The organism is Streptococcus cameli (genome assembly GCF_053207365.1).
Genome location: NZ_JBRUIM010000001.1, coordinates 1018255 through 1033753, shown reverse-complemented (window position 1 = coordinate 1033753; position 15499 = coordinate 1018255). Strand labels below are relative to the sequence as shown.

Sequence of the window (15499 nt, the reverse complement as noted above, 5' to 3'; positions counted from 1 at the left end):
ATGCAAACTTAGTGGTTTTATTTCACTTTTTCTTCTTCGTAGTCACCATTTGGACAAACAACTTGTTTGCCACCGCCACGCACTTTCTTTTCGACGAGGTAATGATCACATTTTGGACAAGAACGCCCAACCGGTTTATCCCATGAAGTGAATTCACAAGCCGGATAGCGGTCACAACCGTAGAAAATACGATTGCGTTTGCTTTTACGCTCAATCACATTCCCCTCTTGGCATACTGGGCATTGCACACCAATTGATTTAACGATTTGCTTAGTATTGCGGCAATCCGGGAAGTTGCTACAAGCATAGAATTTACCAAATTTACCAAGTTTTATAACCATCTCATGACCACAAACCTCACAGTCAAATCCTGCTGGCTCATCCTTAATTTGGATTTTTTCCATTTCAGTTTCAGCCTTTGCCAATTCAACTTTAAAGGGTTGATAGAAACTATCAATGACTTTTTGCCATTGGGCTTTCCCAATTTCAACATCATCTAATCTCTGTTCCATGTCAGCCGTGAAGGCAACATTAACAATGTCTGGGAAGAATTCAACAATCAATTTATTGACAACTTCTCCGAGCTCTGTCGGTTCAAAACGTTTGGCCGCCAACTTCACATAATAGCGCTTTTGAATGGTTTCAATGGTTGGTGCATAAGTTGATGGCCGACCGACACCATTTTCTTCTAAAGTTTTAATCAGGGTCGCTTCAGAATAACGTGCAGGCGGTTGTGTAAAGTGCTGTTCTGGTTTGGTGAGGGTCCGTTGAACCGTATCTCCCTCTTCCATATCTGGCAACATCTTGCTCTTGTCAGCATCATTATAGACTGCCATGTATCCATCAAATTTGGTTTGGCTACCATTGGCAGAGAAGACAACACCATTTTGCGCTAGACGAACGTTCATGGTATCAAAGATAGCAGCCGTCATCTGACTAGCCACAAAGCGGTTCCAAATCAAGGTGTAGAGTTTTAATTGGTCCTTGTCCAAGTACTTAGCGATTGATTCAGGCGTATACTGAACATTTGATGGTCGAATCGCTTCGTGGGCATCTTGGGCACCACCAGCATTTTTAACACGGCTTCCATGTTTGGAATAGTTACTTCCAAATCGCTCTGTGATAAATGCTGCTGCTTGACCTTGAGCAACAGGGCTGATACGAGTCGAATCGGTACGCATATAGGTAATCAAACCTTGTGTGCCACCAGTACCAAGACTAACACCCTCATACAATTGTTGGGCGACCATCATGGTCTTACGGGTACGGAAATTGATTTTATTGGCCGCATCCATCTGCATCGTAGATGTGGTATATGGAAGTGGTGCATTGCGCTTTCGTTCCTTGCGTTCAACTTGTTGCACGGTAAAATCATCACCTTTTAAGCGGTCCAACACTTCTTTAACCTGGTCATTATTTTCCAGTTTTAACTTTTTACCATCTACACCATAAAAGTTAGCTTGGAATTTCTTTGTACCTTTTTTAAAGGTTGCATCAATGCTCCAGTACTCTTCAGGTTGGAATTGATTGATTTCATTTTCGCGGTCAATGATGAGCTTAAGAGCAACTGATTGAACCCGACCAGCAGATAAGCCTTTCTTAACTTTTTTCCAGAGAATAGGAGAAATGGAATAACCAACAATCCTGTCCAAAACACGACGAGCTTGCTGAGCGTCTACTAAAGATTGGTCAATGGTGCGTGGTTCTTTAAAGGCATTTTTGACGGCATCTTTGGTGATTTCATTAAAAACAACACGGTTTTCATCGGCTTCGTCTAGATTCAAGATATGAGCTAGATGCCAAGAAATAGCTTCTCCTTCTCTATCCGGGTCACTTGCCAAATAAACTTTTTTTGCATTCTTTGCTTCTTTTTTCAATGAATTGATCAAATCACCCTTACCACGAATATTGATATATTGTGGCTCGTAGTTATTCTCAAAATCAATGGACATGCTGGATTTTTTTAAATCCCGAATGTGACCAACTGAAGCCACTACTTTGTAATTTTTTCCAAGGTATTTTTCAATAGTTTTAGCTTTTGCTGGCGATTCGACAATGACCAAATTTTTCTTAGTCGCTGTCTTTTTCTTACTTGTTGTTTTTGTTACCATTCTGACACCCTTTTTGTTTCTTAGCTTCAAAAAGAATATACTATTTTTTTAAGTGTGTCAAGAAATTTCTTTTTCTTATAGGAAAAACAGCTTTAGTTTTGGTATTCCGAAAGGATATCAAAGCCTGATGTGACGCAGGTTGCACCTTCTTTTATCAAATGATGGCAGCCGTCTGATTTTCCATCTAAAATCGAGCCTGGTACAGCAAAAATATCTCGTCCTTCTTCCAAAGCTCGTTCACAGGTAATCAAACTACCAGAACGCATTTTAGCTTCTGCAACCAGAACGGCACGAGACAAGCCAGCAATTATTCGGTTACGCTCAGGGAAATGAAATTTACGAGGTGGCTCTCCAGCTGCATATTCTGTTAACAACAAGTGGTGTTTTGCGATATAATCTTGTAATTCTTTATTCTCTTTGGGATAATACTGATCCAATCCAGTGCCGATAATGGCAATGGTTTTACCGCCATTTTTTAGACTTGCAATATGGGCTGCAGTATCAATCCCTCGCGCTAATCCACTCACAATGTTGAAATGATTGCCCAATTCTTTGATGAGTTTTTGAATCGATTTCGTACCGTTTGTACTGGCATTTCTAGTCCCCACAACTGCTAACTTGGGTAGTTCTAACAATTCCAGATTTCCTTGGTAAAACAGGAGGACTGGGGGATTGTAGATTTGTTTTAAACTTTCTGGATAAATCCTATCTAAAATAGAAAAAGAGGGATAGCGGTTAAACTCTTCTCGACAGGACTTACTATCCAATTGTTTATAAGCTTCTAAAAATTGACTGGGCTTGCTGATTTCAGAGACGACCGCAATATTACGAACACTCAACGATTTACCGGTTTCTTTTTGGTACTGAATCACACGGTTTAGTTGAAGATTGGTTAAGCCAGCTTTTTTTAATTTAAATAGTTCAAAATTGTTCATATAGTTCCTCCACCTATACATTCGAAAAACCGCCTGGAAAATCCAGACGGCTTTAAATAGTAAAAATTTATTTTTTTACAAGTAATGACTTAATGGGTTCAAAACTTCTTCGGTGGATTGGAGTAACACCAAATTGTTCCAAACCTTTTAGGTGACTAGCGGTACCATAACCAGCATTTTGGGCAAATCCGTAGCCAGGATAGGTTTGGTCATATGCTGCCATCATCTTGTCCCTAGTTACCTTTGCGACGATAGAAGCCGCTGCAATAGATAGACTATTGGCATCACCTTTGATGATGGATTGTTGTGGCAACTTTACTCTTTCTAATGTCATGGCATCAATCAACAAAGTTTGTGGTTGAATAGACAACTGTCTCAGAGCCTCTTCCATAGCCAATTTAGTCGCTTCATAGATATTAACCTTATCGATAACATTATTGTCCATGACACCGATACCGACTGCAAGGGCCTGATTTAGAACCGCTTGATAAATAGTTTGGTGCTTGGATTTAGGAATTTTTTTTGAATCATTTAATCCTTTGATTCTGCAATTCTTGGGAAGAATAACTGCCGCAGCCACAACAGGACCAGCCAGAGGACCACGACCAACTTCATCAATTCCAGCAATCAATTCATACCCTTTTACATAAAGATCTTTTTCATAAGACAACATCTTCTCCAAACGGCATTCTTCATCCTGTTCAGCTTGAATAGCTTTGCGGCGTTGATTGATGGCGGTTTGAACACCACTTCTACTGTCTTCTTCAAAGCGTGCCCAAGCCTTGTCCTCTAAATCTGTCAGCAAGGCTAACGCTTCTTTAATTTGTTTAATCGTTGCCATCAATTGCTACCCGATCTAGTGTATATAAGCCTAGTTTGCCATCACGTACTTCTTTGACAAAAAGATTGTAAAAGCGATCATAGTCATCGCGAAAACCAAGTTTTCTAGTTAAATCCATAATGATTTCAGGAGCTTCCGCTTCCAAATCAATGCCCCTAAACCGCTCCTTCAGGCGTTCAGGGTAGTATTCTTTGAAATAATTTAATCCAAAGATAGTGACCTCATCCATCGGCAATAACTGGTCTTTGATGGCTCCTGTTAAGGCCAATTTCAGACCAACGACCTCATCTTCGAATTTCGGCCACAAGATACCTGGCGTATCTAATATTTCCAAATCCTTGTTGGACTTCAGCCATTGTTGTCCCTTTGTGACACCAGGCTTGTTGCCGACGACGGCAATTTTCTTACCAGCCAACCGGTTCATCAGCGTTGATTTTCCAGCATTGGGAATCCCAATAATCATGGTCCGCAGTGTTTCTTTTTGAATACCACGTTCCCGCAAGCGAACAATCTTATCTGCCATTAACTGTTTAGCAGCATCTGTTACTTTTTTGACAGTCGATTGTTCCTTGGAATTGATTCGGAGGGTTTTAATACCTTGGGCTTCAAAATACTGTTTCCACTCTTTGAGAAGGACTGGGTCTGCCAAATCCGCCTTGTTTAAAATCAATAACTTTGGTTTGTCCCCAACGATTTTTGTCAACATGGGATTTTGACTCGATAAGGGCAGACGAGCATCCACTAAAATCGTGACAAAATCCACGTGTTTGATATTTTCTTGTACCTGTCTCCGAGCTTTGGACATGTGCCCTGGAAACCATTGTATAGTAGCCATTTTCTCATCCTTTTTCTTTCTTATGTCTATTATAACATGAAATGAAAGAATTTTTTGAAGAGTGACTCTAAACAGTTAGAGAATAGCCAGAGTTTCAGTTAAAATTTTTTCGACAATATCTTTTCGAATTTCCTCACGTAAACTTTGCAAGTAAGGAGAAAAAGCCACTTTATCATGAGCATAGGTCAAATTTAATTCAAATTCGTTGGGAATCCAAGTTGATAAATCAGAAATATTATGTTGAATCAAGGCTTCTAGTCCATCCAAGGCCTTATACAATTTTGCTTCTGCTGTTTCTCTCTGATTCATTTCAGCATACAAATCTTGCATTTTGCGTCGAAGAGAATTTGGGAGCTGACTTAGCCAAGCCTGTAAATGATTTTCTTCTAATTTTTCATCTTCTTCATTTTTATCAAAAGTCGGAATATCCCCTATAAAAGCTTCTCCTAAATCATGAATCAAACACATCTGAATCACGTTGTTCATGTCTAAATCTGAAATTTCCTCTGTTAAAAAGAAAGCCATCAAGATCATCATCCAACTATGTTCTGCAACACTTTCATGCCTACCTTTACGCATATAGCAACGCCTCGTAGTATCTTTTAATTTAATATCTCTAATAATTTTCTAGGCTATAAGTTCAAACCTCCTTTTTCTCAAGTATATCCCTAATCAAAGCAGAATTCAAACATCTTTTTAAAAACTCACTTACTTTAGATTTTCTAATTCTTCCACTGAAAAACCAAGTGCTTCTGCCATTTCTTCATTAACTTGTAACGATAATTTTTTCGGTTGCTCAACTGCTAAATCAGCTGGTTTTGCTCCTTTTAAAATTTTAAGAGCCATTTCACCAGTTTGACGCCCTAATTCATGGTAATCAACACCGTAAGAAATTAAAGCGGCGGCATTCATTCCATTATCACTGGCCACAGCAGGCACTTTTTTCTCCTTCAGAACAGAACCAACTGTTTGTGCAGCAGAGGCAACTAGATTATCTGTTGGGATGTAAATAGCATCTACCTGACCTGCTAGACTTTCCAAATTCGTTTGGACATCATTTGTATTGGAAATGGTTTTAACAACAGCTTCTAGTCCTTTTTCTTTCAAAATCTTTTCTGCTTCCTTAGCTTGAACTTCCGCATTTATCTCACTAGAAGCATAGAAAATTCCGATTTTCTTAGCACCAGGAACAACTTTTAAAATTAAATCCAAACGGGCTTCAACTGAACTGGCATTGCTAGCACCTGTCATGTTTCCACCTGGCTTGTCCAAACTGTCCACCAATTGAGCTGCTTCAGGATCATAAACGGCTGTAAACAAAGATGACGTTTGGCTATCTGCAGTCAATAAGGATTGGGCAGCAGCGGTTGCAATCGCAAGATTAAGTGTATTTTCACCTGCTAACTGCTCGGACATGGTTTGCAACTGACTTTGGTCGCCTTGGGCATTTTTGTAGTTTACCGTTAAATTTTTCCCTTCAACATAGCCTGCATATGAAAGTGCTTCTAAAAAACCTTCTCGTGATGCTGTTAAAGCTTGGTGTTCAGCATATTGAAGAATACCGACAGAAACAGCATCAGAATCAGAATCAGATTCTGATTTCGTTTCTGATTGACAGGCCATAAGAATTAAGCTTCCCAAGACCAATGTGGTAGCAAGTAAAAGTGTTTTTTTCAATGGTTTTTTTAACATGATTTTCTCCTTAATGTATAAAAATAAGACCATTTATCTCTAAATGGTCTTACTGTACAGTAAAAGGAATCAGATTCCAGTTCGTATGGTAGGTCCACTTAGATTTCATCGTCTATGTGGACAGTCAACGCAAAGAACATAGCCCCATAGATACAAACATTGTTTGAAATGTGTTTGTATCCATATTTCTATGTCTACAAACACTATCTAAAGAAGCTATAGTAATAAGAAACTGCGTTCATTTGGATCGTGTTATGAGTTACCATACGAACCTCCTTTGTGTTATTTTTAAACAGTATACCGTAATTTTATGCAACTGTCAATCTCTTTTATAAAAAAAGTCCGAGAAATCGGACTTTTACTGTATTGGACTCTATTATTTAACATCACTAGTGCTATCTCCTTTTTTATAAGATAGCACTATCATAACAAGATGGACTTGAAAAAGTTATCACAAGAAAAAAGGACTACCTCATGTAGCCCTACAACCTTCGTATGCTGAAATGATATACTTTGAGCATATCAACTAAATCTCGAGTCTAATTCAGAAAAATATCCAACAAATCTGCATAGCTAGCAAATGAAGTTGGAAATACTAGGCCTGAATAAAATAACATAATAGTATTAAATAAATTTAATATGACCGAGATTCTTTTAAAACGTTCAGTTAACTTAATTGTCAAGACATAAATCACCAAAAATGAAATACAATTAAGTGCTGTAATTACTATCAGACCGACCATATCTAAAGAAGGAATAGTGAATTTCTTATAAAAAAATGGGTAAGATAATAAAATTGAAATTGAAAATATGAATGTTGACCAGATAAAATAGGTTAATGAACGGGTGATATAAATCATCATTGGTGTACGTTTTGTTGTGCTAATATTTGCATATTGATCTGTTCGAATTTCGTATTCTAACTCTTCATTCGCAAGTAAGATTATATTAGTCATCGAATAATAAATAAAAAAATTAATTAAGTTTATTGGTTTATCACTATCAAAAATAATAATGATACCTGTAATAAAAATTAAAGAGTATATGACTTCACAAATACTACCAAACAGATATCGAGCTTTATAATTAAAATATCTTCTCAATTCAAACATGGAAGAGACTACCTCTTTTCTTAGCTATTTTTAATAAAGCAATAAATAGAAAAGTTCCAACTAACCAATATAAAGCACCATAAATAATTATAAAAAATACATTCTGATATGATGGAGAGATAATAAAATTTCTCAAAGCATAATAGGGGAAGAATTTACCTATTATTCCAAATAGACCACCTAGTGGGGCTAGTATACCAGTAAAATATAGCATAAAATAAGAAATTAATGATGTGATACTAGATGTACGATTAAAAATAAAACAGAGACTGGATAAGCAAAAACCAAAGCCATACATGCAAATAATAGTTAGCATACATGCAGCGATACTCCCAACTAATTTAAAAAAATCATCTGGAAAATTAATATGATTAATCATGGATAAAACAATAAAGATAGGAATTGCTTTGACAAAATCTACCAATATTTGAACTATGATTTTAACCATTAATACATGTAAAATACTTTTACTGCTCTGAATGATGCTTATCAGAGTACGATCATAAAGGTCATCTTCAATAAAGAATGTTGGATGTGTAATAGCATGACTTGTAAAGTACCAAGTAAATAGTAAACATAATAACAAATACTTACTCTGTACATCTTTAAAGTATTGGAGATAAGCTGAAACCATTATTAGGATTCCAAAATTTGCAAAAAATAAATTAAATTTAAACTGTGTCATCTCTTGCAGCTGTCGCTTCAACTCCCTCCTTATTTCTTTAATCATGATTAATAACCTCATACAAAATTTCTTCAATACTTTCTTCAATTTCTTCAAAAAATATAATATTAAAATTATTGAAGATATGATTTTTTATATGACTTTCTTTCACTTCAACAATTAATCTCTCATTGTCTACATGATAAGATAGCTCGGGAAATTGTTTTTCAAAGGACTCTTTCTCAAAGTATGAAATACCAATTCTATATTTAGTCCACCTATTATTTTTTCCAAAAATTTCTGAGAAACTGCCTTCTTGCTTTATTTCTCCTCTATTCATCACGCAAACTCTTGTTGAAATCTCTTCTGCAAAATAAATGTCATGTGTAGTCATCAGAACTATGGTTCCTTTTTCTTGGCTTAGGGCCATTAATAATTTTGCAAATTGTTTTTTTGCAATGATATCTAAACCATTTGTAGGCTCATCTAAACACAAGACTTTTGGATTACAGAGAAGAGCAATAATCAGAGACAATTTTTGTCTCGTTCCTTGTGACAATTCGGATACCAATACATTGGTGTAGGCATTAAAGTCAAGTATTTCAAATAAATTCTCTAAATCCTTCTTAATCTGATTCCGTGAAATTCTATTCAAGTGCAAAAAATAGTCAATGTTTTGATTTGCAGTTAAATACTCATAGTACCCCCTACCGCTTTCTAAAACAAATTTGACATCCTGATGAACAGCTACTGAATCATTACTATTGCCAAAAACAAAAACATTACCTGAATCTTGTAACATTAGACCCGAGACAATCTTTATCAAAGTGGATTTACCTGCACCATTAGCACCTACTATAGATACGACTTCTCCTTTATCCACTTCAAATTTGGGGATATTCAGTACGTTTTTACCATGGAAACTTTTTTTGATGTTGTAAACTCCAACCTCACTCATTAATAATTACTCCTAGTGATATTAGATTTTTTAAAATCGTATTTTCAATCTCAAATACATCTTCTTTTTTGGTTTTATATTTTCTTAAGAGAAGCGTTTGAAAATTAGTTCCACTTCTTAATGAATCAATGAAATCATAATAAACTTCTGTCACTTCATACAATTCTCCATTTAATTTATTGAATAAAATTGTATTTTGTTCTGTTTGAAAATTAGGCTCAAACCTAATAAACCAATTTTTACTTATTTGCATGTATGATACACCTCTTATCATATTCTCGTTTCGAAACAAATGCCATGGCATAGCAACCTCCACCACAATCTTTAAAAAGTTTACAATCCTTACATTTGGTATCATTTGACCAAGTAGTTCTATTTAATCTATCTACGCCAGAACTCCATACTAATTCAAAATCATTAGTAAGCAAGTTTCCCATTAAATGAGTTTCATCATGCAAAAAAGGACATTGATATACATCTCCATGCATATCAATCTCAAATTCTGTTTTTTGAGCTGGACAATAAAGTGGTGAATTATATTCAACTCCGTTCTTAATTGCAAGTGACCATGGATGACAAAACGGTGATGTTAAAAATTTCATACCTTGATTGCTAAATTTCATTATTAAATTATTGTAATAATCAGCATAACTGGTAAAAATGATTATAGTTTGGAAATGTTTTGTACTCGTTCTTACGACTTTTCTATCACCAAACTTCCGTTAGCTATACGCCAAACTTGAGAAAATTTATTTAAAATCTCATCATTTTGGTGTATGGTTAAGATTACTGTACTATCCAAATCTAATACTTTTTTCAATTGTCTATCAAATTGAGTCCTGTCGAGAGCAGAAAAGGGCTCATCAATAATCAGTAACGGAGAGTTCCTGTTAATTTCTCGTTCAAGAAACATTATTTGTTTCTCCCCACCAGATAGAGTAGCACCATTTTTTGAAAAGAAAGTTTTAGTTGAAGCTTTCATTGAGTAAGACCCAAATAAGGAAATATTATCTTCATAGCTTGCCTTATAGGCGTGGTCTTTTTGGAGAATCTTACCAAACAGACCGTCTAAACTATTAATTCGTTTACCATCCAAAAAAATTTGACCAGAAAAATCTGCATCACTCCCATTAAAAATATTCAGCAACGAACTTTTTCCTACACCATTCTCACCAATCACTACAATTTTTTCTCCAAATGACACTGTTATCGAAGGGATTGTTAAAGTTTGACTACCAATGTCTTTCTTGATATCTTTCAATTCAAGAGTTTGAAAACTTTTTATCGGTTTCTTTTCACTTGGCTTCTGAGAAATGATTTCTAAAAAACTCATCTTAACTGGCTTTACCGACTCTAGCATTTGTATATCGTACAATATTTCTTGAAGCGGCTCTGAGAAGGCATTTATATAACTTAAACTTGCAACAATCTGAGCAATTGTTATATTGTTGTTGTAGATTGAAAGTGCCAAATAAATAAACAATATAATATCTGTAAACCTAATTGATAAACCTGTTAACGCAAGTCCTAATGACTTTGTCATACCATACTTGAAATAATTTTCTTGCAAAATAGCCAGAGAACCCCTTTGAACCAACTTGATATTAGCTACATTTTCAGCGTCCACTAAATGATGTCCAGACAACAAATTTTCAAGTTGATCATAGTATTCACCTTGCTTATTTAAGTATCGACTCCTTTTATTTGCGATTTTCTTTCCCAATATATTTGGAATCTGGAGTGAAATCAAGGAACAAACAAAAATAATTACTGCAACACTTAGATTTACAACTTTTCCAATGGCAACAGAAAATATAATGATCCGAATAATCTGTTTATATAAACTAACCAGTGGGGGAAGATAATCTTTTTCCAACGCATCTAAATCATTTGATTGGTAGGATAAATACTCTGGAATACTCTTCTTTTTAAACTCTTGATGAGAAAGACTCTGTAAAGCATCAAACCACTTATTCTTCAAAATACTAGAGAAAGTGATCGCTTGCTTCCACTCAATCACCATCTGAATGTAATTAAAGATAATAAATAAGAAAATACAACAAACATAGCCAATGACTGCTATTGTTAAATGACCATTTATTAGCTCTTGTATATAATAGGGCATTAACGCTAGTGCAATATTTGAGAACATACTAAATATGACATCTAATATAATATTAAGATGAATCGGCTTAATTAACTGCTTCATAATTTAACCTCCTAGCTATTGCTGTCTTTTGACATATTTTGGAACATGAAGTTGAGTTATTCCCTTCACTTAAAGCAATACCTGGACACTGAGTACAATACTTAGATAATGAACAAGTTGAACAATGGTCACTATCTTTTAAAGTATAGTTTGATAACTTCCTAATACAAAAATCATCCCAAATATCCTTTATATTATCAAAATTTACATTAGCGATACTATAATTGTAGAGAGAACAGGGTTGTACCCCTCCTATTGATGTAATATAGAGGGAAAGACGAAGAGATTTACACGTCAAATAATTCTCACTTTTTTCAATAATTTGTACGCCATTAATTTTATCTAATCTACTTTGAATTTTAACTAGCTCCTTTAGCGATAATGAGTAGTCTAGCCCATCTTTTTTTATCCGATTTGGAACAATCTGAGCATCAACCTTATATCTTATATTGTTGATTTTACAAAAATTATATATGTCTTCGAAACAATGTTTATTCCTTTTCATAATTGGAGTTTTAATCTCCACGTTGATATTTTTTTGTTTTAATAACTGTAAATTTTTTAGACTTCTATTCAATGAACCAGAAACTCCGGTAATATAATCGTGTATTTCAGATTTTAAAGAAAAAATTGTACACGTAATATAATCTATATTTAATTTTGATAATTCTTCTATCTTTTGTGAAGTTAACATTGAAATATTAGAATAAAGTATAACATTAAAAAACATTTCTCGAGCAATTCTTATCATCGAAAAACAGTCAGGATGGGCGAAAATTTCACCTCCTGTTAGTACTATCTCATAGGTACCCATTTTACGCAAATCTATCAGTAATTTTTTAAAATTATCTAATTCAAATCCTTTAAAACTATAATCACCAATATAACAATGCTTGCAATGCCAATTACAAAATGAAGTTAGTTCAATCGTAACAGAAAATAAATTTTGCTTTTGACGATATAAAGAAATAACATCATTAAGATTATTTATTTTATCTTTCATAATATTTTTTGCTCTCAACTATTTAATTTTAATTAAAAGTGCATGTAACATTATTTTAGCTACATGCACATATAAACCCAATAAATGTTATAAAAATAATTTGATTTTACCACCAATTATTTTTATTTATCAACATCTACAACAATATGAGAGCTACTACCGCTACACAAGGCACTTTTATTAGAGGCAACAAATGTTGTTGTCTTTTTTACCCGAAGCGTAGGTTTTAAAAACTTTTTAGCCATATGTATATACTCCTTAATTTTGTGGTATTATTACCCCTCCCCAGGGATGTTAACAATGATTTTTAACCTTTTGTATGGTTGAGTACCATTCTTTGTTATGAAATCTAGCATTAGCTACTTTTCTTTCAGATGATAAGCAACCCCAAAGATTTCCATCCTCTAACAAGGCAATCCCACTGCATCTATTACAATAACTCTGTAACGGGCACTGGGGGCAATTTTCTAGAGTATCAAAAGTTTTATTTTGAATAATATGTAAAGTTTCTGACCTCTTCCAAATTTCTTTAATTGATCGTTCATTAATATTAGCAATTGGAAGATTTAGATTGTTACAAGCTAAGTAAGTGCCATCCGCTTCAATTGTACAAGAATATCTTGTCGCGTTACATACATAAGTTGACTCATCCCTATCGTAACAATGAAAATTTCTGATTTTATCAATATGAATAATATTATTCTCCAAATACTCATTATCAACACTTAATTTTAATGGCGACTTATTACCGTCAGATTGAGCAAAAATATTTGTTGTAGCTAAATGTTTAAAACCCATTTTGGCACAATATTGAGCCACCTCATCAACACAATCTTTATTATTCTCCATTAAAATTTGCTTGACTTCTACCTTTATACCATATTTATTCAAAAGTTCTAAATTCTTAAGAGAATGTTTGAGGCTCCCCTTTACCGTAGTAATCCCATCATGTATTTTTTCATCTAAGGAAAATAATGTGCATGAAACCTCAGATACATTAAGTTTTGCTAGCTCCTCTATTTTACTCTCTGTTAAGAGTGACACATTAGTAAAAAGCTTGACGTCGAAAAAATATGACCTAGCATCTCTAATAATGTCGATAACATCTTTTCTAGTAAAGATTTCTCCCCCCGTAAAAATCAACTCAAAGGTTCCCATTTCTCGTAACTCTCGAAATAAATCATTGAGTTTTTCTCTTTTCAACCCCCTTTTTGTGTATGTTGGAATATAACAATGCTGACATCTCCAATTACAAACAGTTGTTAATTCAATTGTAACAGATAAAAGAGTTTTGTTTTCAGAAGCCAAAGTGTACAGATCTTTTTTATAGAAATCAGATTTCATAAATTAGCTCCTTTTCTAGTAATTCTGTAAAAAATTCTAATATTTCGTCTTGAATTTCTGAAACATCACATTCATAACTGATTGAAATTTTTTCAATAATATCTCTTAATGTTGATTCTTTGGATATTAGCAACCATATATCTCTACCTGAATCTTCAATGATGGTCATCTCGTTTGTTCTTTTGTCTAAAATAAATACAGTCTTAGTAGAAGGTTCAATCTGCCAAGCAAGATGGCTACAATAGTAATATATTTCATCCATAGTTAGTATCTTTCCTTGTTTGTCAATAACATCGAAATTTTATAAAAATTATATCACTTGGTTAAATCAGGCAATAATTTTTCCCATATCTGCTGACTAGTCATTTTCAGCTAAAATTTTTTCTAGATGTCCTTCATAAGTCTTTGCTAAGTGGTTACTTCCTGCTAATTTCATTGCTCCAATACATTTTCTCATTTCAATAATTGCTTTACAATCCTTCTCTTTTTTATGGTGATACAGATGTTGTGCATACTGAAACACCAATCGCTCATAAATTTCAGTCTCAGTGAAAAAGCATTGATTTAGTTGTTTTTCAAAATACAGAGCATCCAGAAATTTTCCTCTCTCAACACATGTGATATATCCATTTAATAACATTGATGAGATTAATCGTCTATTATTTGGAATTTCTTTATAGAAATCAGAACGTCTAGACATTTCCCTCGCTAAGACCATGAAAACATCGTGTTTTAGGACATCTAAAGTATTTGCAAAAATCAACAATTCATAATAACCCCAGTATTCCACACCAAAAAGATAGTCTGTTAATTCAATTAAATCTTGTTCTGTATAATAGTCTTCGCCAGACAAATCTTGCAAGCGTATTTTTAATAAAATAGTATTAATGTGATGAAATTTCTCTCTCTTAGTCCTTGACTCCATTTGAGAATAAAGTAACTTTTTCAATCCCTCAATATCATGATTAGACACAAAATGGCGTACCTTTGACAAGATTTCGTTAAGTTCATCACGGTGAAAATCATGAACTGCATACATAAATTCATCAATTGGCATGTTAATCTCATCCAAGATGAGCATAAATTTTGAAATGGTTAAATCAGTCTCCCCTTTCTCAAAGCGAGAGAGCTGGGAGATTGATATACCAGCCTTAGCGACATCTTTTAATCGTAATCCTCTAGATTCTCGAAACTTTTTAAAAATTTCTCCAATTTTTTTCATCATACACCTCCAATAAGCATATATGGGAATGTTTTTTGATTTTTAACATTTTAGCATAAAATAGAAAAAAATAAAAGTGAGGTATTTCACATGAAAAATCAAAAACTACTACCTTTATTGTTCCTACTCTTTGAGGGAATTATTATTATCGTTGTTGGCTAACACTAAAAACTTTGTCACTATAATGCTTATACATTCATGAAAATAGGGCTACCTGAACTCAGGTAACCCTATTTTTATCATGTCATCCTACTTCTAACAACTTTTCTAACAAGTCCAAAGACAAGTAAAAGATTAAAAATAATATAGAAAGTGGTAAAGCTGAGAATTCCATTGGTGGATAAATCTTCCACATAGAGGTATCTTTCTGTAAAAAAGAGGTAAATCCCATAGACTTCTGTAAAAGCTAAAAATCCGATTAATCCAATGACAAATAAGCTTCCAAGCATCTTCGCAATCTGGTAAAGGACAAGCAAAATCAGTCCTATCGCTGCGATAATCAAAAGACTTTGAATGATTTGTTCTAACATCTCTACACCTCTTTCTACCCTAATTGCTTACGATAATAATCTG

18 protein-coding genes are annotated in these 15499 nt (G+C 34.1%); all 18 read right to left on the bottom strand.

Annotation, left to right across the window (positions count from 1 at the left end):
• Window positions 1–17: 17 nt before the first annotated feature.
• Window positions 18–2111, bottom strand: coding sequence for a type I DNA topoisomerase (gene topA / locus ACVR1I_RS05150; protein ID WP_447442926.1), 2094 nt, complete (start codon window positions 2109–2111; stop codon window positions 18–20).
• 92 nt (window positions 2112–2203) lie between these two features.
• Window positions 2204–3046, bottom strand: coding sequence for a DNA-processing protein DprA (gene dprA, locus ACVR1I_RS05145; RefSeq protein WP_447442925.1), 843 nt, complete (start codon window positions 3044–3046; stop codon window positions 2204–2206).
• A gap of 67 nt (window positions 3047–3113) precedes the next feature.
• Window positions 3114–3887 (bottom strand): ribonuclease HII, encoded by a 774-nt coding sequence (gene rnhB / locus ACVR1I_RS05140; protein WP_447442924.1) that lies wholly within the window; start codon window positions 3885–3887, stop codon window positions 3114–3116.
• On the bottom strand, window positions 3874–4722 hold the full coding sequence (gene ylqF / locus ACVR1I_RS05135) for a ribosome biogenesis GTPase YlqF (RefSeq protein ID WP_447442923.1): 849 nt from the start codon (window positions 4720–4722) through the stop codon (window positions 3874–3876). The genes rnhB and ylqF overlap by 14 nt, the downstream gene beginning before the upstream one ends.
• Window positions 4723–4797: 75 nt before the next feature.
• On the bottom strand, window positions 4798–5334 hold the full coding sequence (locus ACVR1I_RS05130) for an HD domain-containing protein (protein ID WP_447443016.1): 537 nt from the start codon (window positions 5332–5334) through the stop codon (window positions 4798–4800).
• A gap of 96 nt (window positions 5335–5430) precedes the next feature.
• Complete coding sequence (locus tag ACVR1I_RS05125; protein ID WP_447442922.1) at window positions 5431–6414, bottom strand: ABC transporter substrate-binding protein; 984 nt, start codon at window positions 6412–6414, stop codon at window positions 5431–5433.
• Between the two features lie 539 nt (window positions 6415–6953).
• On the bottom strand, window positions 6954–7526 hold the full coding sequence (locus ACVR1I_RS05120; RefSeq protein ID WP_447442921.1) for a hypothetical protein: 573 nt from the start codon (window positions 7524–7526) through the stop codon (window positions 6954–6956).
• A complete protein-coding gene (locus ACVR1I_RS05115; RefSeq protein ID WP_447443015.1) occupies window positions 7519–8259 on the bottom strand; it encodes an ABC transporter permease in 741 nt (246 codons plus the stop codon). Before ACVR1I_RS05115 ends, ACVR1I_RS05120 begins: the two co-directional genes overlap by 8 nt.
• Complete coding sequence (locus tag ACVR1I_RS05110) at window positions 8249–9148, bottom strand: ABC transporter ATP-binding protein (protein ID WP_093998652.1); 900 nt, start codon at window positions 9146–9148, stop codon at window positions 8249–8251. Before ACVR1I_RS05110 ends, ACVR1I_RS05115 begins: the two co-directional genes overlap by 11 nt.
• Window positions 9141–9401, bottom strand: coding sequence for a phosphoglycerate mutase (locus ACVR1I_RS05105; RefSeq protein WP_093998653.1), 261 nt, complete (start codon window positions 9399–9401; stop codon window positions 9141–9143). The genes ACVR1I_RS05110 and ACVR1I_RS05105 overlap by 8 nt, the downstream gene beginning before the upstream one ends.
• Window positions 9388–9771 carry an SPASM domain-containing protein gene (locus tag ACVR1I_RS05100; RefSeq protein WP_447442920.1) on the bottom strand — a complete coding sequence of 128 codons (384 nt, stop codon included), beginning with the start codon at window positions 9769–9771 and terminating at the stop codon, window positions 9388–9390. Before ACVR1I_RS05100 ends, ACVR1I_RS05105 begins: the two co-directional genes overlap by 14 nt.
• Before the next feature lie 71 nt (window positions 9772–9842).
• Window positions 9843–11357, bottom strand: coding sequence for an ATP-binding cassette domain-containing protein (locus ACVR1I_RS05095; protein WP_447442919.1), 1515 nt, complete (start codon window positions 11355–11357; stop codon window positions 9843–9845).
• Window positions 11341–12360, bottom strand: a complete 1020-nt coding sequence (locus ACVR1I_RS05090; RefSeq protein ID WP_014623245.1) for a radical SAM protein — start codon at window positions 12358–12360, stop codon at window positions 11341–11343. The genes ACVR1I_RS05095 and ACVR1I_RS05090 overlap by 17 nt, the downstream gene beginning before the upstream one ends.
• 122 nt (window positions 12361–12482) lie before the next feature.
• A complete protein-coding gene (locus ACVR1I_RS05085; protein ID WP_014623246.1) occupies window positions 12483–12605 on the bottom strand; it encodes an SSH motif RaS-RiPP peptide in 123 nt (40 codons plus the stop codon).
• A 49-nt stretch (window positions 12606–12654) separates the two neighbouring features.
• On the bottom strand, window positions 12655–13704 hold the full coding sequence (locus tag ACVR1I_RS05080; RefSeq protein WP_447442918.1) for a radical SAM protein: 1050 nt from the start codon (window positions 13702–13704) through the stop codon (window positions 12655–12657).
• Window positions 13694–13966, bottom strand: coding sequence for a PqqD family protein (locus tag ACVR1I_RS05075; RefSeq protein WP_043040909.1), 273 nt, complete (start codon window positions 13964–13966; stop codon window positions 13694–13696). The genes ACVR1I_RS05080 and ACVR1I_RS05075 overlap by 11 nt, the downstream gene beginning before the upstream one ends.
• A 96-nt stretch (window positions 13967–14062) precedes the next feature.
• Complete coding sequence (locus ACVR1I_RS05070) at window positions 14063–14926, bottom strand: helix-turn-helix domain-containing protein (RefSeq protein ID WP_447442917.1); 864 nt, start codon at window positions 14924–14926, stop codon at window positions 14063–14065.
• 239 nt (window positions 14927–15165) lie between these two features.
• Window positions 15166–15456, bottom strand: coding sequence for a DUF5966 family protein (locus ACVR1I_RS05065; protein WP_447442916.1), 291 nt, complete (start codon window positions 15454–15456; stop codon window positions 15166–15168).
• Between the last annotated feature and the right edge of the window lie 43 nt (window positions 15457–15499).